The organism is Rhodospirillales bacterium (genome assembly GCA_016872535.1).
Classification (GTDB): Bacteria; Pseudomonadota; Alphaproteobacteria; order Rhodospirillales; family 2-12-FULL-67-15; genus 2-12-FULL-67-15.
Map to the genome: position 1 here is coordinate 1 of VGZQ01000033.1, position 21,391 is coordinate 21,391.

Here is a 21,391-nt window from a genome sequence, read left to right on the forward strand (position 1 = left end):
GGGCGCGGAATTCGGGCTCGCGCCCGAGGCGGATGGCGATGGCGATGTAGTCGTCCACGTCCTTGGCGACGGTGTCCTCGACGCCGATCATGCGCAGCATCCCATAACTCACCCGCCCGCGCATGAATTCGCCGGGCAGCGTCACCACCGGCAGGTCCGCCGAAATGGCGCCCAGCGTGGTGTTGCCACCCGACCAGCCGGGGGTGTCGAGAAACACGTCGCCGACATAGTGCATGGCATCGAAGGCGTGGGTCGGCATTCGGTCGAGAACCAGACAATGGCGGTCGTGATCGAGGCCAACCGCTGCGAACGCGCGCGCGAGCCGGGAGAGGAACGGAGCGTCCCGCTCCGGCGGGTTCGAACGGATAAAAACCAGCTTCGCGTTCGGCACGGCCTCGGCGACCGCAGTATAGATGCGGTCGTAGCGGGGCAGATACTTGAAGACCGATTGCGTGCATAAATAAATAATTTCGTCCGCGCCGAAGCCGAACGATTCCCGCGGCTTCGGCTGGCGCCCCCTGGACAGACTGGGATCGGACAACCGGATCGAGATGTTGGGCAGGCAGACGAGCTTCTCCGAATAATGCGCTTTGCCGCCCGGCGGCTCGATCAGTTCGCCCGAGAGAAAATAATCGATAGTCGGCAGCCCGGAAGTTACCGGATGGCCGATGCAGGTCGCCTGAACGGGCGCGAAGCGCTGCGCGGCAACGGCGAACGTAGCCATGTCCATGCCGATATCGGTGAAGATCAAAGCATCGGGACGATCGGCGCGAAGCGCATGACCAACAGCCGCGAACCAATCTCCGCGCGCGTCGACCGGACCCGGGCCCTCGACGCCGGACAGCGGCATGTGGCGAAATAGATCGCATTGCCCGGCGACCAGTCTGGTCACGTTGTCATTTTCCGGGCCAAGGTGATAGCCGAAGACTTCAAAGCGGCCACGGTCGATCTTTTCCATCCAGCCGGCGACGAAGCGCGGGATGAAATGCAGCCGGAAATAGGCCGATACAAACCCGACCCGCAGCTTGCGCGCGGGATCGGGCGCCGACGAATCGGGAGGGCGCGCGAATTCGGGAAAGCGCGCCGCGACCACGCGATGCGCGATCCGGCCGAACCGGATTTGCAACTCGCGGTCGTCCTGCTCCTGATAGGCGAGGAAAAAGTTGGTCATGGCCGAAAGCGCGGTGAACGAATCCCGCGCCGCCGCCGGGGTATCGAGGCGGAGCGCATCCTCGATCGCCGTGAGACCCGCGACATAATCCCGCCGAAATTGCGCGATCTCCGCTTCGTCGGCATAAACATGCGGTAAAACCCGCGCGAGGGTCCAGCGGCTCGACGCGTGATCGGGGTCGAACATCAGGGCACGACGAAATTCGCGGCGCGCCTGTTCGGCGCGCCCCTGGTTGTAGTTGTTCATGCCGTGGGTGAAAAAATGCCTTGCCGCGTCGGGTTCGATCACGCGGGCGCGGGCGAGCCATGTGTCGCGCCCGGTGGCGTCGCCCTTCCGCGCATGGGCCTCGGCCGCCAATACGGCGGCCTGGAGGTCCTTGGGCGCCGCTTCCGCCGCTTTCGCCGCCGCCGACAACGCGGCATCCGGATCGCCGCTGCCGAGCTCCAGGTCGGCCAAGCGCAACCACGCGAGCACATAGCCGGGATCGAGTTCGACCGCCTCCCGCAGCCGCGCGCGGGCTTCGGCGATCAGACCCTGCTGTTTCAGCGCCTCGCCGAGAAAACAGCGCGCCTCGGCCGAGCGGGGATCGCTGGCCGCGAGTTTGGCGAACAGCGCCGCGGCGCCTTCGGGATCGCCGGCCTCCCCCAGCAGCAACCCCAGGTTGAAGGTCGCCCCCGGATGGCCGGGGCGTTTGGCAAGCGCCCGGCGGTATTCCGCGCGGGCCTGGGTCCAGCGTCCGGCGTCCTTGAGGACAAGGCCGAAATTGGCGTGAAAATCGGCGTTCCCCGAAAGCGGCCCGGCCGCCAGCGCCAACGTGTCCGCCGCGTCCCGGAATTTGCCTTTCTGGTGGAGGACGAGACCGAGGTAATGCAGGGCTTCTGGATGGAGCGGCGCCTGGGCGAGTGCCGCGCGGAAGGCGCGCTCCCCCTCCTCGATCCTTCCCGCCCGGAGATGGGCGAGGCCGTCGCGGACCAGGGCGTTGACTGGCTCTTTGCGGGGGATCATCGGGCGGTTATCGGCGAAAATTCTGAGCTTTGTGCCGGGGCCAGGCACGGCGTGATCTGCTTAAATCCGTTAACTAAGATAATCAATATGTTAATGGGTGTTGCGGCGCTGCCACAGGTGCGCCCGAAAATGGAAAAAACGGCGGATTCGCGCTTTTCCATTAATCCCCGTTCCTTAAAATGCGGCTCAACGCGAGGTCGAAAGGACCATCGGAGATTTTCCGGGGACGCCCTTTCGGACTCGTCGGGTACGTCAAGAGTGCTCAATTGGGGTGTCCCCGAACCGCCCCTTGTTCCTCGGTTCAAAGTTCAAGGGTCGGGAAAGAAGTTCGAGCCTTACAAACCGTTCACCAAAGGAGAGACCATCGTGAACATGAAGACCATCCTCAAGACCTCCGTCGCCGCGGCCGCCCTGATGGCGATCGCCGCGCCGGTGTCGGCCCAGAATCTCAGCCGCGAGACGGGCCGCGACAAGGTCAACCTCAAGATCTACGGCCAGGTCAACCGCGCCATGATGTGGGGCGACGACGGCAAGAACGACCGCGTGTTCTCCATCGATAACGGCGTCAGCACGACCCGCTTCGGCTTCGTCGCCAGCGCGCCGGTCACCGCCGACATCACCCTCGGCGCCCAGCTCGAAACCGAAATCGCGAGCAACCGCGGTGAATCGGTGTCGGTCGGTTCCGACACCAGCACCTCCGCCAACCTGGACAACAACCAGGGCCAGACGTCCTTCAGCGAGCGCCTGGCGGAAGTCACCGTCAACCACAAGCGCTTCGGCAAGCTCAGCCTCGGCCAGGGCAGCGAAGCCGCTGACGGGATCGCCGAATACAACCTGACCGGCGCGGTCAACGTGATCGGCATGATCGCCTACACGGCGTTCGGCCAGAACTTCCGTCTGGTCAACTCGACGACCAACGCCAACGTCTCCACCACCCTCGGCGGCGTGGCCTCCTACTTCGACGCCGGACGCGACGATCGGGTGCGCTACGACACCCCGGCGTTCTTCAACACCACGCTGGCGGCGAGCTTCACCTCGGGCGGCGAGACGGGCGTGGCCATCCGGCATGACCGCAAGTACGGCCAGTTCCGGGTTGCCGGTGGCATCGGCTACACCAACACGTCGGGCACCAGCACCACGGTCGAGGACGAAGTCTCCGGCTCGATCGCCGTCCTGCACGACAGCGGCGTGAACGCCTTCTTCTCGGCCGGCTCCCGCAACCACAAGAAGGCCACGGCGGCCTCCGTCACTCCGAACGACGCCGAGTACATCGGCGGCGGCGTCGGCTACATCGCCAAGATCTTCGGCGTCGGGCCGACCGCGTTCGCGATCGATTACGTCAAGTCGGAAAACATCAACCGCTCGACCACGACCGCGGGCGAGTTTGAGGCCACCAAGTGGGGCATCGGTGTCGAGCAGTCCTTCGCGGACTACGGCGCTTCGGCCTACCTCGGTTACTCCAACTACGACCTCGACCTGGGCACCGGCACGTCGACCGATGACGTGAACATCGTCATCGCCGGCATGCGCGTGGTGTTCTAAGCCTGTCCCCGCGCAAGCGGGGATCGCCTAACAGCCGGGGCCCCTCTCGCGGGGGGCCCCGGTTCCTTTTTGGAGGCTCGTGCCGTTTCTCCCTCTCCCCGCTCTTGCGGGGGAGAGGGTGGGGCCCGGCCCTGAGCTTGGCGAAGGGCTGGGAGGGTGAGGGGCGCCCACGATAAGATGTGGCCATGAACCGCGATTTGGCCCGACGCTTGCGCCGCGACGCCACGGAAGCCGAAAAAACCCTGTGGCGGCTCCTGCGCAACCGTTCCCTCGGCGGCGCCAAATTTCGTCGTCAAGTCCCGATCGGGCGCTATGTCGTGGACTTCGCCTGTTTGGAACGGCGGCTGGTTATCGAAGCTGACGGCGGGCAACACGCCTCTTCGGGAGATGACGCCGTCCGGACGGATTGGTTGGAGTCCCGATGCTTCCGGGTGTTGCGCTTCTGGAATCGCGACATCCTCGAAAATCCGGAAGGGATCGCCGCGGCCATTCTGGAGTCGCTGGCCGAACCACAGCCGACACCCCCCTCACCCTCCCGCTTTCGCGGGCCCCTCCCTCTCCCCGCGAAAGCGGGGAGAGGGCCTGGGTGAGAAGCACATCAACACCGCTTTTCCCATGAGCCAAACTCGCCTGGACGGCCGAACCGCCGAACGCCTGTTCGCGGATGCGGTCGCGGCCCACCGGAAGGGCGATTTCGCCTTGGCCGCGCGCCGCCTCGAAAAACTGCGCGCCGCGTTTCCCGACCACGTGGACGTGCTGCACCTGCTCGGCCATGTCCGCCTCGGCCAGGGGCGCCCCTTGGACGCGATCGGGCCCTTGCGCCAGGCCGTACGCGCGGCCGAAGGCGCCAACCGCAAGGATATCCTCGTTTCCATCCTCAACGTCCTCGGCAGCGCCGAGCGACGCGCGGGCGAGCCCGCGAGGGCCGCCCAGACCCTGGCGCGCGCCGCGCGACTGGCCCCTGGCGATCCGGATATTCATTTCAACCTCGGCAACGCGCTCGCGGACTCTGGCCGCTTGGCCGACGCGGCGGCGAGCTTTCGCCGCGCCGCCGAGCTTTCGCCCGGCGATGCCGCCATCCGATTCGCCCTCGGCGAAACCCTGGCGCGGATGGGAGAGAACGCCGGCGCCGCCGAAGCTTACGCCGTTACGGTCGCCCTCGACCCCCGCCACGCCAAGGCGCACGCCGCCCTCGGCGCGCTCCGGCTCGACGCCAACGATTACCCGGGAGCGCGGGCCGTGCTGGACAAGGCCATCGCCCTCGATCCCGACCTCGCCGAGGCCCATCTCAATCTCGGGTTGTTGCAAGTCGCCGCGGGAGACGCCGATTCGGGGCTCGCCGCCACGCGCCGCGCGCTCCGGTTGAAACCGTCGCTCGTCGCGGCCCATTCCAATCTCGTCCAGCAGATGTCCTATTCGGCGCGTTGTTCCGCCGCCGACATATTGGCCGAAGCGCGGCGCTGGAACGACGTTCACGCCAAGCCCTTGGCCGCCCGGATACAGCCCCTGACCAACCAACGCGACCCCGAATGCCGCCTTAAGGTGGGCTATGTCGGCGGCGATTTCCGCGCCCATCCGGTCGGTTTTTTTACCCTCGCGCTTTTTGCCCATCACGACGCCGATGCTTTCGAGACGTTCGTCTACATGACCCATCCCCGGATGGACGCGGTGTCGGAAAAAATCCGTTCTTCCGTCGCCCAATGGCGCGATGTCGCGGCCAAGGGCGACGCCGAACTCGCGGACATGATCCGGGCCGACGGCATCGACATCCTAGTCGACATGGCCGGGCATACGGCAAAGAACCGCCTGCTCGCGCTCGCCATGCGCCCGGCGCCGGTCCAGGCGGTCGGCGGCGGCGTCATGGGCGCCACCGGCGTCGACGCGGTCGATTATTTCCTCGCCGACCGAGTCGAAATTCCCCCTGGGTTCGAGAAATTCTACAGCGAGGCCGTGGTGCGGCTTCCCCATGACAACGTTTGTTACGCGCCGCCCGAGCATGCTACGCCGGTCGCGCCCCTCCCCGCGAAGACCAATGGTCGCATCACCTTCGGCTGCTTCAACGCGGCGGCCAAGGTCACGTCGGAGACCGTCGCGCTCTGGGCGCGGGTGCTGGCCGCCGTACCCGATTCGCGCCTGCTCTTGAAAAGCTTCGCCTACGCGGACGCCGGGACGCGCGCGCGTTTTCTCCGCCTGTTCGCCGAGGCCGGTGTGCCCGAATCCCGCGTGACGCTGGAAGGCCCATCGCCCCACGCGGAACTCCTGGCGGCCTATGGCCGGGTCGACATCGCCCTCGACCCGATGCCCTATTCGGGCGGGCTCACCACCTTGGAATCCCTATGGATGGGGGTACCGGTGGTGTCGCTGCCCGGCGAAACTTTCGCTTCGCGCCATTCGGCCTCGCACCTGACCAACGCCGGCTTGCCCGAACTGATCGCGGCCACCGCCGATGATTACGTCGCCATCGCCCGCCGGCTCGCCTCCGGCCTCGACTCGCTCGGCGCCTTGCGCGCGGGCCTGCGCGCCCGCCTCGCGGCCTCGCCCGTGTGCGACGGGGCCGCTTACGCGCGCGGGCTCGAGGCCGCCTACCGCGAGATGTGGCGGCGCTGGTGCGCGGGGGAACGCCCAAGCGCGATGGATATACCGCCGTCGTAACCGACGGCGGCGGGGCGAAGAACCGCGATTGTTTGACGTGCCGCCGTCATGACGGCGGTACTGGAAAAATCCTTTAATTCACAAACAACTATTCGACTGTCACGCTCTTGGCCAAGTTGCGCGGCTTGTCCACGTCGGTGCCCTTGAGCACGGCGACGTGGTAGGCGAGGAGCTGCACCGGAATCGCGTAGAGGATCGGCTGCACGAACGGATCGACCTCGGGCAGCACCACGGTCTTCTTCGCGATACGATCGAGCCGCGCGGCTCCTTTGGCGTCGGAAAGAAAGACCACCCAGCCCCCGCGCGCAGTCGCTTCCTCCAGGTTGGAGGCGGTCTTGGCGAACAGCGAATCCGAGGGCGCGATCGCGATCACCGGCACGTCGCGGTCGATCAGGGCGATCGGCCCGTGCTTCATCTCGCCGGCGGCGTAGCCCTCGGCGTGGATGTAGGAGATTTCCTTGAGCTTAAGCGCGCCTTCGAGCGCGATCGGATAGCTGGTCCCGCGCCCGAGGTAGAGGGCGTCGCGCGCCTTGGCGACCTCGGCGGCGATGGCCTTGAGCGCCTCGTCGTGCTTCAGAACCTCGGCCGCGCGCGCCGGCACCTCGGTCAGCGCGCCGGCGAGCCGGGCGGCTTCGGCCGGGGCCAGCGCGCCGCGCGCGCGACCGGCGGCGAGTACCAAGCAGGCGAGCACCGCGAGCTGGGTGGTGAACGCCTTGGTCGAGGCGACGCCGATTTCCGGCCCGGCGTTGGTGTGCAGCACCGCGTCAGCCTCGCGCGCCATAGTGCTTTCCGGCACGTTGACCACGGCGATGGTCCGCTGCCCGCATGCCTTGGCGTGGCGCAACGCGGCGAGCGTGTCCGCCGTTTCGCCCGATTGCGAGACGAACAGCGCGATGCCGCCCGGAACGAGGGCGGGTTCGCGGTAGCGGAATTCGGAGGCGATGTCGGTTTCGGCGGGAATTTTGGCGAACCGTTCCAGCCAGTAGCGCGCGACCATGCAGGCGTGATGCGAGGTGCCGCAGGCGACCAGCGCGATGCGCGAGGCGCGCGCGAAGTCGATGGCGAGGTCGGGCAGCGTCACCTCGCGGGTCGCCGGCGCGACGAAGGAGGCGAGCGTGTCGCCGATCACCTGCGGCTGCTCGTAGATCTCCTTCAACATGTAATGGGGGAAATTGCCCTTGCCGACCTGGGCGCCGGCGAGCGTCGTTTCCCGCACCGGCCGCGCCGCCGGACGGCCGGCGGCGTCGTAGACCTCGGCCCCGCTTTCGTTGAGCAGGGCGAAGTCGCCGTCCTCCAGATAAAGAATTTTCCGGGTCAGGGGCGCGAGCGCGAGCGCGTCCGAGCCGATGTAGGTTTCGCCGTCGCCGAACCCGAGGGCCAAGGGGCTTCCGCGCCGCGCGGCGGCGAGCAGGCCGGATCGGCCGGCGAACGCGATAGCGAGGGCGAACGCCCCTTCCAGGCGAGCGAGCGTTTCGCGCACCGCCTCCAGCGGCGGCGCGCCCCGTTCCAGGTAACGGGTGAGCAGATGAACGATCACCTCGGAATCGGTTTCGGAGGCGAACACGCGCCCCTCGGCGGCGAGTTCCTCCCGCAATTCGCGGTAGTTCTCGATAATGCCGTTGTGAACGACCGCGGCGCGGTCGGTGGCGTGGGGGTGGGCGTTGCGCTCGTTGGGCACGCCGTGGGTCGCCCAGCGGGTATGGCCGATGCCGGTGGTGCCGGCGAGCGGCTTTGCCCGGAGCAAGGATTCGAGATTGGCGATCTTGCCTTCGGCGCGGCGGCGTTCGATTGTCCCGTCGGTCACGGTGGCGATGCCGGCCGAATCGTAGCCGCGGTATTCGAGCCGCTTCAGCCCTTCCAACAGCAGGGGCGCGACTGGCCCCTTGCCGACGATGCCGACGATGCCGCACATGCCCTAGCGTGCCTTCCGAGTCGCGCGCGCGCGCGCCGACCGGCGCGACGCTTTGGCGCGGCGGCGGGTCCAGTTCTTGATCTCCCGCTGCTCGGCGCGGGTGACGGCGAGGGCATCGGCCGCGACGTCCTTGGCGATCGTGCTGCCCGCGCCGATGACCGCGCGATCGCCGATCCTGACCGGCGCGACCAGGGCCGTGTTCGAGCCGATGAACGCGCCTTCGCCGATCTCGGTTTCGTGCTTGGCGAAGCCGTCGTAGTTGCAGGTGATGGTGCCGGCGCCGATGTTGGCGCGCGCACCGACGCGCGCGTCGCCGACATAGGCGAGGTGGTTGGCCTTGGCGCCCTCGTCGAGAACCGCGTTCTTGATCTCGACGAAGTTGCCGACGTGGGCGCCGGGGCCGATCCTCGCTCCCGGCCTGAGGCGGGCGAAGGGCCCGACGATGGCGCCCCGCTCGATGGTCGCGCCCTGGACGTGGCAGAACCCGCGAATCTCGGCCTCGTCGCCGACCGTGACGCCGGGGCCGAACACCACATTGGGGCCGACCGTGACGTCGCGCCCGAGCCGGGTATCGAAACTGAACCAGACGGTTTCGGGGTCGATCAGCGTCGCGCCCTCGGCCATGGCGCGGGCGCGCAAGTCCCGTTGGATCGCGCGTTCGGCCAACGCCAGTTCGGCACGCGCGTTCACGCCCATGACCTCGGTCTCGCCCGCCTCGACCACCGCGCAGGACCGCCCCCGGGCGCGGGCGACAGCGACCGCGTCGGTCAGGTAATATTCCCGCTTGGCGTTGGCGCGTCCGATCCCTGCGAGCAGGCCGAACAGTGCCTTGCCGTCGAACGCCATGGCGCCCGCGTTGCAGAGCGGAATGCGCCGCTCCGCCGCGCTCGCGTCGCGTGCCTCGACGATCCGCTCGAGCCGACCGTCGGACCCGACCACCAGGCGGCCATATTGAGCGGGATCGGCGGGCCGAAAGCCGAGTACGACTACGGCCGGCTTGGCCGGGCTCCGCAGTTTGGCGAGCATCGCCTTGAGCGTCGCGGTTCGGATCAAGGGCGTGTCGCCGTAAAGCACCAGCACCGCGCTTCCCGGGCCGGTGCATCCCGCCAGCGCCTTCCTAGCCGCCCGCACGGCATGCGCGGTGCCAAGCTTGGGATGCTGAACCGCGACCGGGTGCGGGCGGACGGCCTCGGCGACATCCTCCATGTCTTCGCCGACCACGGCGACGATCCGATCCGGCTTCAAGCCCTCGGCGCTCGCCAGCACGTGCGCGATCATCGGCCTTCCGGCGAGCGGATGCAGAACCTTGGCGCGCGTCGATTTCATGCGCGTTCCCGCCCCGGCGGCAAGGACAAGGACGGCGATTTTTCGCTTGGTCATCGGGTCGGGAGGCGCTTAAAAGGATCGCTTCGGGCAAAGTGCCATAGCCGCCGCGAACCCGCCAAGTCAAACATTGTTTCCAATTCTTTCAATGACCTAACCGCCGATGGCTCTTCCCTCCTGTCCCGGCCTCAAGGCGGTGGTGTTCGACCTCGACGGCACGCTGATCGACAGCGCCCCCGATCTCGCCTCCGCCCTCAACCGCCTGCTGGCCATGGAAGGCTTGCGGCCGGTGTCGCTCGCCGATATCCACATGATGGTCGGCGACGGTGTCGCCAAGCTGGTCGAACGCGGCTTCGCGGCCCACGGCCGCAGCCTTGCGACGGCCGAATTGGAGGACCTCACCCGTCGATTCGTCGTCGACTACGAGCCGAATTCCGCGGTCGAGACGCGGCCCTTTCCCGGGGCGGTCGAGGCGCTTGGCGAGCTTCGCGGCGAAGGCTTGGCGCTCGGGGTTTGCACCAACAAGCCGGAGGCCGCGACCCGCGCGATTCTCGCCGCCTTCGGCATGGACGCCTACATCTCGGCGGTGGTCGGCGGCGACACGCTGCCGGGCGCGCGTAAGCCGGACCCGGCGACGCTGCTGGAGACGCTTCGCCGCCTTGGGGCAACCTCCGGACAGGCGATCGCGGTCGGCGACAGCCCTAACGACGTGGGTGCCGCCCGGGCGGCAGGCGTGCCCGTGATCGCGGTCAGTTTCGGCTATACCCGGGTGCCGCCACACCGGCTGGGTGCCGACCGCCTGATCGACCGATTCGCGGACCTGCGGGCGGCGCTCGCCGAGGTTGCCCGCGATTGCCTTGCCTTGACACCCGTGCCGGGGGCCCCTTAAGGGTTTGCCGGCCGGTTTACGGCCGTTTTTACCGGCCATGGGCGCGTAGCTCAGCGGGAGAGCACTCCCTTCACACGGGAGGGGTCACAGGTTCAATCCCTGTCGCGCCCACCATTTTTTGCCGGCTGTGATACCCGTCACAGCGAAATGCTCTATAATTTTCGTATTTATACGTCCGTTAGCCTATCCTTCCGCCTACCGACGCGACGAAGGATAGACTTGAGGGATCAACCAAAAAAAACGGACGTTGAAAGGGAATCGCCGCCGGGCAACCGGTGGCGCAGTAGCACCTTGAGCGGCGCCTTCCGGACAGTCGACCCCACAGCCTTGCAAGCGCTCGCTCGCCAGGCGACGACGGCGAGTCGCTCGGAACTTGCCGAGCGCATCGTCGGCCTGTTCGGCAACCCCATTTACGAACTCGGCGACGACGCGCGGGCGATGGCCTACGACATATTGCACGCGGTCGTGCGCGACATCGAGATGGCGACGCGCCAAGTCATTGCCCGCCGTCTCGCCGAACGGCCGGACGTGCCGCGCGATTTGATCCTCTTTCTCGCCAACGACGCGATCGAAGTCGCGTTTCCGGTGCTGGTCAAGTCCGGCTTGCTTAACGATGCCGATCTGATCGAAGTGATCCGTTCGCACACGCTCGAACACGCGCTGGCGGTCGCGGCACGGCCTACCTTGAGCCCGTCGGTGACCGACGCCCTGGTCGCGACCGACGCCGAGGATGTGATCGTCGAGGTGCTTAAGAATCAAGGCTCGCAATTCGCTCCGAAGACCATGGCCCACCTGGTCGAAAAATCGCGCCAGAGCCGACCGCTGCGCGAACCGATCCTGATGCGCCGGGAGATGACGCCGGAACTGGCGCTGCGCATGTTCCTGTGGGTCACGGCCGCCTTGCGCGAACACATTCTCAGCCATTTCGATTTCGACCGGGATGCGATCAAACAGCTGTGCGATCAAATCGCGTCGGAAGAAATCGAGAACTTCATGGCCGTGCCTAAAGGCGTGAAAGGCGATTTCTCGAAGAAACTTACCGCGCTCATCAAGGAAAAAGGCCAGTTGACTCCGGAAATGCTGGTTCTCGCCTTGCGCGAAGGCGACGTGATCACCTTCACCGGCATTTTCACCCGCCTGACCGACATCCCGAACCACATCGTCGACCGGCTGTTGTTCGATTCGACCGGCCGGGGACTGGCGGTCGCCTGCAAGAGCGTCGGCATGGGCAAGGTCGTGTTCATGAGCCTTTTCACCCTTGCTCAGAAGATCCGGGGCGAAGTCGACGGCCTGGTCAAGCAACGCCTGCAAGCGGCGTCCGAATTCTTCGACGCTTTGTCCCAGGTGCACGCCGTCGATGTCGTCGGCCAGTGGCGGAAAGGCGCCGACTACGTTGCCTCGATTCGGGCTTTGAGCGAACGGGTGCGTACCGTCGCCCACTAATCCCGAAAATTTTTCCACTGTTTTTGTCTGGAACGCCGCGCACAATGAATTATTACCGCGCGTTTCGTCATTTGATTCCAAACAACTATCCGAGCGAGCCGGCGCTCCACCTGCGGTTTAGGTTCTGTTCAAAACGAATCGGTTGGGTGGTCGCAATTTTGATTAAATCGGGATATATAGTCCCCAAGAATAATGCGTAGCTCCGGGGGAAAGGGCACGCAGTCCAATGTGATCAAGGGGATCGTCGTCGTGCAAGCGGCGGCGGGAAGTGGTTTGCGCGAATCCGGCAACACCGCGTGGCGGTTTGACCCCGGCGCCCTGCAGGCGCTGGCCCGCCAATCGTCGACGGCCAGCCGCTCGGAGCTCGCGCAATCCATTGCGTTCCTGTTCGACCGTCCCGCCGGAGAACTCAGTCCCGAGGCGCGGGCGGTGGCCTACGATATCCTGCACGCGATCGTGCGCGACATCGAAATGGCGACGCGCCAGGAGATAGCCCGCCGTCTCGCCGAACGGCCGGATGCGCCGCACGATTTGATCCGCTTTCTTGCCAACGATACGATCGAGGTCGCGTTTCCGGTACTCGCCAAGTCGGGCGTGCTCGACGATGCCGACTTGATCGAGGTCATCCGCTCCCGTACCCACGAACACGCGCGGGCGATCGCCGGGCGGCCCACCTTGAGCCCGTCGGTGACCGACGCCCTGGTCGCGACCGACGCCGAGGACGTGATCGTCGAGACGCTCAAGAATCCGGGCGCGGAATTCGCCGCGGGAACGATCGTGCGCTTGGTCGAAAAGTCGCGCCACAGCCGGCCGCTGCGCGAGCCGGTCCTGATGCGCCGGGAGATGAATCCCGAACTGGCGCTCCGCATGTTCCTCTGGGTGTCGACCAGCCTGCGCGAGCATATCTTGCGGAATTACAAGTTCGACCGCGTTGCGGTCAACCAGCTGTGCGATCAGATCGTGGCCGAAGAAATCGAGAACTTCGCGCGCGACGGTGTCGGCAAGCACGAACTGTCGAAGAAAATCACCACCCTGATCAAGAACAAGGGCAAGATCACCCCGGAAATGCTGATCCTCGCCTTGCGCGAGGGCGACGTGAACACTTTCATTTCCCTGTTCGGCCGCATGTCCGATCTCAAGGCCCACGTCATCGACCGCTTCCTGTTCGATCCCACGGGGCGCGGATTGGCGATCGCATGCAAGGCCTGCGTCACGGGCAAGATCGCTTTCGTGAGCCTCTTCTCTCTCGCCCAGAAGATCCGGGCCGAAGTCGACGGCGTAATCAAGCAACGGGTAGCCGCGGCGATCGATTTCTACGACGCCCTGCCGCAGAAGGACGCGACCGACGTCATGGACGAATGGCGCAAGGGCGCCGATTACGTCGGCTCGATCCGGGTGCTGACGCACCGGATGCAAAAGCTGCGTCATTAGACGCCGTCACGGCTTTCGTTTCCTCATCACCAGCGTCGTCCATCCGTCGCGTTCGATCCGGTTGACGAGACGGAATCCGCGCGTGCGGTAGGGTGCCGCCACCCACGCGGCATCCGCCGCGACAAAACCCGCCAGAACCGCGATTCCGCCCTGCGCCAAGGCACCCCCGATCGGCCGGGCAAGCCGGATCAGGGGCCGAGCGAGGATATTGGCGAGCACCAAATCGAAGCGGCCGCGGCCTACAAGCGCGCGCGCCGCGAATCCGTCGGCCCTGAGCACGCGGACTCGCCCCGCGAGCCGATTGCGCCGGACGTTCGCCGCGACCGTCGCCGTCGCGTCGGGATCGATATCCGACGCGATCACCCGAGACGCTTTCCACGTCGCCGCTGCGGCCATGGCCAGCACGCCGGTTCCGCAGCCGAGGTCAAGCACCCGCGCCGGTCGCCGCCGCGTCCGCGCTCCGGTAGGAGCGCTATAAACGGATCCGCGCGCGGGGATCCGCCCGCGCGCCATCCGGTCGAGCGCCCGGAGACACCCGCACGTCGAAGCGTGCTCGCCGGTGCCGAAGGCAAGACCTGCGTCCAGGGTCAGCGTAACGCCGGCGCGGGGACGCTCGGCGACATGGGTGCCCTTGATCCGGTAGCGCCCGACCTGGACCGGGCGGAAGGACGCGAGAGACTCCCGCGTCCAGTCCCGCTCCGGCAGCACCGTGACCCGGATGTCCGGCGGTCGCGTGCGCAAGGCGAGGGCGCGGGCGGCGCACGCCGCGTGAATCGCCGCACGGTCGGTCGGATCGGCGGCGACGCCCTCCACCCGCCACACCGTATCGGTGTCGGCGCCGAACCAGCCGACGGCAAGGCAGAACGGTTCGATCGCCTCCGCCAACGCCGGCGCCGCTTCCGGCGCCGTCTCGAACGCGATTTGCCAGAGCATCGGCCGAAACGGTCAGGCGTTTTCGACGAAACCGGCGAGAACGCGCTTCGCGCCCGCCTTCTCGAAGTCGATCTCGAGCCGGTCGCCGTCGGTGGAGCGAATCCGTCCGTAGCCGAACTTGGGATGAAAAACCCGCGCCCCGACCGCGAAGTGCCGCTCGACGTCGGCCGCGCGCCCGGAGACCCGCGCGTTCCAAGCGCGGCGAAGGGCGCTGCGGCCGTCGGCCACGCCTTCTTCGGCGAGGCCGTTCCGCCGTCCGCGGTCGTGCCAAGCGCCGCCGCCGGAGCGGCTGTAAAGGCCGGCTTCGGCCGTGTGCTGGACGTGCTCCTCGGGCAATTCGGCGATGAAGCGCGAAGATAACGCGGTCTGCCATTGGTTGTAGACGCGCCGGTTGGCGGCGAAGGTGATGTAGGCGCGCCGCTTCGCCCGCGTCAGGCCGACGTAAGCCAGGCGCCGTTCCTCTTCCAGCGCGCTTTCTCCGCCTTCGTCGAGCGCGCGTTGATGGGGGAACAAGCCCTCTTCCCAACCGGGCAGGAACACGGTGGCGAACTCCAAGCCCTTGGCGCCGTGGAGCGTCATCAACGACACCTTGTCCTCGCTGTCGGCGGCGTCATTGTCGGTCACCAGCGCGACGTGTTCGAGAAACGCGCCGAGCGAACCGAATTCCTCGATCGCCGCGACCAGTTCCTTCAGGTTTTCGAGCCGCCCGGGCGCTTCCGGCGAACGGTCGGCCTTGAGCATGGCGACGTACCCGGATTCCTCCAGCACCTGGCCGGCGAGCTCGCCGTGCGGAACCGCGCCGACCAAGCCGCGCCAGCGGTCGAAATCGCGCACCAGGGCCGCGAGCGTCGAGCGGACCTTGGGCTTCAGTTCGTCGGTGGCGACGAGGCGGCGCGCCGATTCGAGCAGCGGCAAGCCTTCGTTGCGGGCCAGCAGATGAACGGTTTGCAGCGTCGCCGGGCCGAGGCCGCGCCGGGGCACGTTGACGATCCGCTCGAAGGCGAGATCGTCGGCCGGCTGCGCGACTACGCGCAGGTAGGCGAGACCGTCGCGAATTTCGGCGCGCTCGTAGAACCGCATGCCGCCCACCACCCGGTAAGGGATCGCGAGCGAGACCAGCCTTTCCTCGAATTCGCGGGTCTGAAACGAGGCCCGCACCAGAATCGCCATGTCGTTGAGGGCATGGCCCCGGCCGTGGAGCGATTCGATTTCCTCGCACACGGCGCGGGCTTCCGCCTCGCCGTCCCAGACGCCGATGATGCGGATTTTTTCCCCGGCGTCGTCGGAATCGGTCCACAGCGTCTTGCCGAGCCGGCCGCGGTTGTGGGCGATCAGTCCGGACGCGGCGGCAAGGATGTGCGGCGTCGAGCGGTAGTTGCGTTCGAGCCGGACCACCCGGGCGCCGGGAAAATCGGCCTCGAAGCGGAGGATGTTGCCGATTTCGGCGCCGCGCCAGGAATAGATCGACTGGTCGTCATCGCCGACGCAGCAGAGGTTGCGGTGCTTCTGGGCGAGCAGACGCAGCCATAGGTACTGGGCCACGTTGCTGTCCTGGTATTCGTCGACCAGGAGATAGCGGAATTGCCGTTGATAGCGCGCCGCGATCTCCGGAACGGTGCGGAAGATTTCCAGATTGTGCAGCAAAAGGTCGCCGAAATCGGCCGCGTTGAGCGCCTTCAGCCGCTCCTGATAATCGGCGTAGATTTCGAGCGCGCGCCCGTCGGCCGCGCCGGCGCCTTCCGCCGACGAGACGCGCGCCGGAGTCAATCCGCGATCCTTCCAGCGCTGGATCACGGCGTTGAGCGCGCGCGCCGGCCAGCGCTTTTCATCGAGATGGCGCGCCTCGATCAGCTGCTTGAGCAGGCGGACCTGGTCGTCTTCGTCGAGGATCGTGTAATCCGAACGCAACCCGACCGCCTCGGCGTGCGCGCGCAATATCCGGGCGGCGAGCGCGTGAAACGTGCCGACCCACCAGCCTTCGACCGGACGGCCGAGGAGCCTTGCGACCCGTTCGCGCATTTCGCGCGCGGCCTTGTTGGTGAAGGTGACGGCGAGAATTTCGTTCGGGCGCGCCCGTCCCGACAGCAGGAGATAGGCGAGCCGCGTGGTCAGCACCCGGGTCTTGCCGGTGCCGGCGCCCGCAAGCACCAGCACCGGCCCTTCGGTCGCCTCCACCGCTTCGCGCTGGCTTGGGTTCAAGGGTTCGAGCAGCCGGGGCGGAACGGGCCTGGGCGGCGCGGCTGAGGTGTCCGCAGGTCGGGGCAAAGGCAGCGATTCGGCCATGGTCGCCTTATAGCACGCTCCGCTCCGCTACCCGCAAACGCCCGCAACCCGGCGTAAAGTGCCGAGTCCGGCCGGCCCTTTCGAGCCCATTCGTCCCATACTAGAATTGCTCGATTCTCCTTCCCTGACGAGGAAGATGGCATGACCTTCGCCCCCTCGATGCCGCCTGCGGCCGGCCGCGCCGTCGTCGTGGCCTTCATCGCCTCGCTTTTGGCGCCCGCCGCGTTCGCGGCCAGCGCGCCGGGTCCTTCGTCTTCCGGCGCCGCGCCGACATCGGCCGGCGATCCGACCAAGGCCGTCGTCGGGGTGCACGCCCTGGTGCCGCCCGAAGCGCGCAGTGCCCGCACCCTCGGCACCGAGCGCGACGGCAGCGGCATCCTGATCCGCGACGACAATCTGATCGTGACCATCGGCTATCTGTTGATGGAGGCGCACACGGTCGAGGTCATCGCCGCCGACGGCCGCCGGATTCCCGCCACCATCGTCGCCTACGACGCCGAAAGCGGTTTCGGCCTGGTGCGCCCGGTGCGCGCGCTCGAGGCGAGCCCGGTTCGGCTCGGCGATTCGGACGCGCTCAAGACCGCCGACCAGGTCATCGCCCTTTCGCGCGCGGGCGGTCAGGCGCTCGCCAGCGCGGCGCGGGTGATGTCGCGGCGGACGTTCGCGGGGTATTGGGAGTACCTGCTCGATAACGCCATTTTCACCGCGCCGCCGCATCCGACCTTCGGCGGGGCCGCGCTGCTCGCCGAGGACGGAAGCCTGGTCGGGGTCGGCTCGCTGTTCGTCAACGATTCGGCCGAAGCCGAAACCTTCTCGCCCGGCAACATGTTCGTGCCGATCAACGACTTGAAGCCGATCCTCGCCGAACTGGCCGCCCACGGCGGCCGGTCGAGCCCGCCCAAGCCTTGGCTCGGCGTCTATTCCGCCGAAACCCAGGGTCGGATCGTGGTGACCCGCGTCGCCGACGACAGCCCGGCCAAGAGCGCGGGCCTGCGGGCGGGCGATACCATCGTCGGCATCGACGGCCGCAAGGTGCAGAGCCTCGCCGACCTCTATCGCCGCGCCTGGGCGCTCGGCCCCGCCGGAGTCGACATTCCGCTCGACGTGCTGAAGGCGAGCGGGGACGAGGCGAAGATCGAGCGGGTGATGATCCGCTCCATCGACCGCTCGAAGTGGCTGAGAACGCACAAGGGATTCTGAACGCGACCGGCGTCAGCGGTCGTTTTCCTCTCCGGCCGCGTCGCTCTCGAACGCATAACCGGTTCCACGCACGGTGCGGATCACGTCCGCGCCGCCGAAGGCGTTCAGGGCCTTGCGCAGGCGCCGCACGTGGGCGTCGACCGTGCGCAATTCGACGTGAATGTCGCGGCCCCACACCCGGTCGAGAATCTGCTCGCGACCGAAGACCCGGCCGGGATTCTCCATCAGGACGCGCAACAACCGGAACTCGGTCGGCCCGAGGTGGATATCGCGCCCTTGCCGGGCAACCCGGTGGCGGGCGAGGTCGAGCCGCACGCCGCCCGCTTCGATCACTTCCGCGTCCGTTCCGGGGCTCGCGCCGGTCCGGCGCAGAACGGCCCGAATGCGGGCGGCGAGTTCGCCCGGCGAAAACGGTTTGACCACGTAATCGTCGGCGCCGCTTTCCAACCCTTCGATCCGATCGGTTTCCTCGCCGCGCGCGGTCACCATGATGATCGGCATCGCCCGGGTTGCGTCGCGACGGCGCAGGCGGCGGCAGACTTCGACACCCGACAAGCCGGGGATCATCCAATCCAGCACCACCAGATCGGGCGGATTCTGTTCGACCGCCGCCAGCGCGGCATCGCCATCGGACGCGATCGTCACCGCGAATCCGTCGCGCGCGAGGTTGTAACGGAGCAGCTCGGCCAGCGCGGGATCATCCTCGACTACCAGGATCGTCGGCGGCATGGGCCCCGCCCGTCAGCGCGGCGCCGGCTTGGACGCGGACGCCATGCCTTCGGCGAATTCGGCGTTCGGGGGGCGTTTGCTTTCGGGCGCGGCGCCGCTCACCAGGTAGATCACGTTTTCGGCGATGGTGGTGACATGATCGCCGATGCGCTCGACGTTCTTGGCCGCGAACAGCAGATGGGTGCAGGCGGTGATGTTGCGGGGATCTTCCATCATGTAGGTGAGCAGTTCGCGAAAGAGGCCGGTGTACATGGCATCCGCGTCCTGGTCGCTGCGGCGGACGTCGTGCGCGCGCGCGATGTCGCGCGAAAGATAGGCGTCGAGGGCGTTGCGCAGCATCTCCAGCACGAGCCGGCCGAGGCGCGCCACGGTTTCCGCCGGCGCCACCGACGGCGCCTGGGCCAGCGCCAGCGTGCGCTTGGCGATGTTGCGGGCGTAGTCGCCGATCCGTTCGATCGCGCCGCCGATCCGGAGCGCGGCGACCAGCATGCGCAGGTCGTCGGCCATCGGCTGGCGCAGCGCGATCATCTTGATCACATCTCGGTCGAGTTCCTGCTCCAGGGCGTCGATCCGCTCGTCGGCAGCGATGATCCGTTCCGCCTGCTCGACATCGCGGCGAAGCATGGCCTCGATGGCGGCGGCGAATTGGGCCTCGGCCAGGCCGCCCATTTCGGCGATAATCGCGTCGACTCGCTTGAGGTCCTGGTCGAAGGCCTTGACGATATGATCGGCCGTCATGAGGCGGTCTCCTTGCCGGTCCCGACCGTTCGCCGCCCGCGTCAGCCGAAGCGGCCGGTGATGTAACCCTGGGTGCGGGGCTCCCGGGGCGCGGTGAAGATGGCGTCGGTGGCGCCGTATTCTACCAGACGGCCGAGATACATGAACGCGGTATTGTCGGACACCCGCGCCGCCTGCTGCATGTTGTGGGTGACGAGAACGATGGTGTACGTCCCGCTCAGTTCGTCGATCAACTCCTCGATCCGCGCGGTGGCGATGGGATCGAGCGCGGAGCACGGCTCGTCCATCAGCAAAACCTCGGGATCGCCCGCGACCGCGCGGGCGATGCACAGGCGCTGCTGCTGGCCGCCCGACAGCCCGAGCGCATTGTCCGAAAGGCGATCCTTCACCTCGTTCCACAGCGCCGCCGCGTTGAGCGCGCGCTCGGCCGTTTCCGCCAGCACCCGGCGGTCCCGCACGCCATCGACGCGGAGCGGATAGATCACGTTTTCGAAGATCGACATCGGAAACGGATTGGGCTTTTGGAAGACCATGCCCATGCGTTTGCGAAGCGCGATCACGTCGGTATCGCGGGCGTAGATGTTGCGTCCGTCGACCCGGATTTCGCCCTCGATCTTGAGGCCGTCGATCAGGTCATTCATGCGGTTGACCGAGCGCAGCAGCGTGGATTTGCCGCAGCCCGAGGGTCCGATCAGGGCGGTAACCAGGCCGCGCTCGACCGCAAAGGAGACGTCGAACAACGCCTGACTCTCGCCGTACCAGAGATTGAAGCCGATCATTTCCAGGTTCTGCCCCTGGCCGCCCGACAGCGGATGGCTGACCGTGGGGCCGAATTGGTTCTCCGACTCCGCAATCATGACATTCATGAATAACTCTTTGAATCTAGTCGGATACGCACATCACGACAGGGGAAGAACCGTTTCCAGGGGGCGGAAGCCGCATCCTGCCGGATGAAAGCGACGGCCATGTGATCATCGCGTGACAGTTTGTTGACATTCGCGCCGATGGCGTTCGCGGCGGCGGCACCCGCGTCGAATCGGTTACGAGGTTCGCCCATTCGCCGCTCCCGGCGTCGCGACGGGAACGTAGACCGTGAAGCGGCTTCCCTTGCCGAGCTGACTTTCGATCGCCAGCCGGCCGCGATGGCGTCCGATAATGTGCTTGACGATGGCGAGTCCGAGTCCGGTGCTGCCAAGAGCCTTGGCGCGCGCCTTGTCGACCCGATAAAAGCGCTCGGTCAGGCGCGGCAGCGCGTCGTGGGGGATACCGTCGCCTTCGTCGGCCACGCATGCGGCGACACCGGGCACGCCGCGGTCGGGGATACGGTCGACCGCGCGCAATGTGACGGCGATGCGTCCGCCGGCGCGGCCATAGCGGATGGCGTTCTCGATCAGGTTGCGGAAGACTTGCGCCAGCTGATCGGCGTCGCCGAGAACCGGCGGCACATCGGCGGGACAATCCAATTCGAGGCTCGCGCCGGTTTCCTTGGCGCGCACCGAAAGAAGATCCATGGCGCCGCGGGCCACCTTGCCGAGGTCGACCGCGTCGCGGGGCGGAATACGTTCCTCGACCTCGACCCGCGACAACGACAGCAGATCGTCGATCAGCCGGGCCATGCGCGCGGCTTCGGTGTGCATGATGTCGAGAAAACGCCCGCGCGCCTCGGTGTCGTCCTTGGCCGGACCCTTGAGGGTTTCAATGAACCCGATCAGCGCCGCCAGCGGCGAGCGCAGTTCATGGGACGCATTGGCGATGAAATCGGCGCGCATCCGCTCGGCCATGCGGATAGCGGTCAGATCGTGCAAGGTGACGATCGCGGCGGGCTCGTCGGCACCGCGAACCCCGTCGCCGGCTATGGCGGCGGCAAACAGGCGATAGGTCGCCGCGCCGGGCACCGGAAGGAAAACCTCCGCCTCGCGCGCCGTCGCCCCCCGTAAAACGGCGTCGACCGCCTCCAGCCCCGCCGGATGACGCAAGGTCACAGCGAAATCGTTGCCGATCATCGGACCGACGGAAAGTTCGCGCGCCGCCCGGTTGGCCGCGATCACCGACCGCCGCGAATTCACCAGCAGCACCGGATCGGGCATGCCGTCGAGGATGGCGATAACGAGGCCGTGCATGGCCGAGAGGCTGCCAGAGT

At 67.0% G+C, this 21,391-nt stretch carries 16 protein-coding genes and 1 tRNA gene; 8 read left to right on the forward strand and 9 right to left on the reverse strand.

What is annotated here, in order from left to right; genetic code table 11:
• The coding region (locus FJ311_08220; GenBank protein MBM3951424.1) for a tetratricopeptide repeat protein at positions 1 to 2,176 on the reverse strand (2,176 nt) is incomplete at its 3' end.
• 366 nt (positions 2,177 to 2,542) lie between these two features.
• Here FJ311_08220 and FJ311_08225 point away from each other — a divergent pair.
• From FJ311_08225 to FJ311_08235, 3 genes are all read left to right on the forward strand, one after another.
• Positions 2,543 to 3,718: a porin gene (locus FJ311_08225; protein ID MBM3951425.1), complete on the forward strand. Its 1,176-nt coding sequence runs from the start codon at positions 2,543 to 2,545 to the stop codon at positions 3,716 to 3,718.
• 185 nt (positions 3,719 to 3,903) lie between these two features.
• Positions 3,904 to 4,308 (forward strand): DUF559 domain-containing protein, encoded by a 405-nt coding sequence (locus FJ311_08230; GenBank protein MBM3951426.1) that lies wholly within the window; start codon positions 3,904 to 3,906, stop codon positions 4,306 to 4,308.
• Between the two features lie 25 nt (positions 4,309 to 4,333).
• Positions 4,334 to 6,370, forward strand: coding sequence for a tetratricopeptide repeat protein (locus FJ311_08235; protein ID MBM3951427.1), 2,037 nt, complete (start codon positions 4,334 to 4,336; stop codon positions 6,368 to 6,370).
• Positions 6,371 to 6,458: 88 nt separating this feature from the next.
• Here FJ311_08235 and glmS read toward each other — a convergent pair whose 3' ends face one another.
• On the reverse strand, positions 6,459 to 8,282 hold the full coding sequence (gene glmS / locus FJ311_08240; protein MBM3951428.1) for a glutamine--fructose-6-phosphate transaminase (isomerizing): 1,824 nt from the start codon (positions 8,280 to 8,282) through the stop codon (positions 6,459 to 6,461).
• Between the two features lie 3 nt (positions 8,283 to 8,285).
• On the reverse strand, positions 8,286 to 9,662 hold the full coding sequence (gene glmU, locus FJ311_08245; protein MBM3951429.1) for a bifunctional UDP-N-acetylglucosamine diphosphorylase/glucosamine-1-phosphate N-acetyltransferase GlmU: 1,377 nt from the start codon (positions 9,660 to 9,662) through the stop codon (positions 8,286 to 8,288).
• Positions 9,663 to 9,768: 106 nt separating this feature from the next.
• Here glmU and gph point away from each other — a divergent pair, with 106 nt between their 5' ends.
• From gph to FJ311_08265, 4 genes are all read left to right on the forward strand, one after another.
• Positions 9,769 to 10,494, forward strand: a complete 726-nt coding sequence (gene gph, locus FJ311_08250; protein MBM3951430.1) for a phosphoglycolate phosphatase — start codon at positions 9,769 to 9,771, stop codon at positions 10,492 to 10,494.
• Between the two features lie 39 nt (positions 10,495 to 10,533).
• A tRNA-Val gene (locus FJ311_08255) sits at positions 10,534 to 10,608 on the forward strand.
• A 33-nt stretch (positions 10,609 to 10,641) separates the two neighbouring features.
• The gene (locus FJ311_08260; GenBank protein ID MBM3951431.1) at positions 10,642 to 11,937 is read left to right on the forward strand and encodes a DUF2336 domain-containing protein; all 1,296 of its coding nucleotides are present in this window, start codon (positions 10,642 to 10,644) and stop codon (positions 11,935 to 11,937) included.
• A gap of 192 nt (positions 11,938 to 12,129) precedes the next feature.
• Positions 12,130 to 13,368 carry a DUF2336 domain-containing protein gene (locus FJ311_08265; GenBank protein ID MBM3951432.1) on the forward strand — a complete coding sequence of 413 codons (1,239 nt, stop codon included), beginning with the start codon at positions 12,130 to 12,132 and terminating at the stop codon, positions 13,366 to 13,368.
• A gap of 6 nt (positions 13,369 to 13,374) precedes the next feature.
• Here the strand turns inward: FJ311_08265 and FJ311_08270 are convergent, their stop codons facing one another.
• Both FJ311_08270 and FJ311_08275 read right to left on the reverse strand, forming a co-directional pair.
• Positions 13,375 to 14,301 carry a methyltransferase domain-containing protein gene (locus FJ311_08270; protein MBM3951433.1) on the reverse strand — a complete coding sequence of 309 codons (927 nt, stop codon included), beginning with the start codon at positions 14,299 to 14,301 and terminating at the stop codon, positions 13,375 to 13,377.
• 12 nt (positions 14,302 to 14,313) lie between these two features.
• On the reverse strand, positions 14,314 to 16,584 hold the full coding sequence (locus FJ311_08275) for a DNA helicase II (protein MBM3951434.1): 2,271 nt from the start codon (positions 16,582 to 16,584) through the stop codon (positions 14,314 to 14,316).
• 141 nt (positions 16,585 to 16,725) lie between these two features.
• Between FJ311_08275 and FJ311_08280 the strand changes: the two genes are divergently transcribed.
• Positions 16,726 to 17,784, forward strand: a complete 1,059-nt coding sequence (locus tag FJ311_08280; protein ID MBM3951435.1) for a serine protease — start codon at positions 16,726 to 16,728, stop codon at positions 17,782 to 17,784.
• A 12-nt stretch (positions 17,785 to 17,796) separates the two neighbouring features.
• Here FJ311_08280 and phoB read toward each other — a convergent pair whose 3' ends face one another.
• The 4 genes from phoB to FJ311_08300 form a co-directional block, all read right to left on the reverse strand.
• Positions 17,797 to 18,513 (reverse strand): phosphate regulon transcriptional regulatory protein PhoB, encoded by a 717-nt coding sequence (phoB, locus tag FJ311_08285; GenBank protein MBM3951436.1) that lies wholly within the window; start codon positions 18,511 to 18,513, stop codon positions 17,797 to 17,799.
• A gap of 12 nt (positions 18,514 to 18,525) precedes the next feature.
• Positions 18,526 to 19,251 carry a phosphate signaling complex protein PhoU gene (gene phoU, locus FJ311_08290; protein ID MBM3951437.1) on the reverse strand — a complete coding sequence of 242 codons (726 nt, stop codon included), beginning with the start codon at positions 19,249 to 19,251 and terminating at the stop codon, positions 18,526 to 18,528.
• A 41-nt stretch (positions 19,252 to 19,292) separates the two neighbouring features.
• Entirely contained in the window at positions 19,293 to 20,108 is an 816-nt protein-coding gene (gene pstB, locus FJ311_08295; GenBank protein ID MBM3951438.1) for a phosphate ABC transporter ATP-binding protein, read from the reverse strand.
• 183 nt (positions 20,109 to 20,291) lie between these two features.
• The gene (locus FJ311_08300) at positions 20,292 to 21,371 is read right to left on the reverse strand and encodes a hypothetical protein (protein MBM3951439.1); all 1,080 of its coding nucleotides are present in this window, start codon (positions 21,369 to 21,371) and stop codon (positions 20,292 to 20,294) included.
• Positions 21,372 to 21,391: the final 20 nt, after the last annotated feature.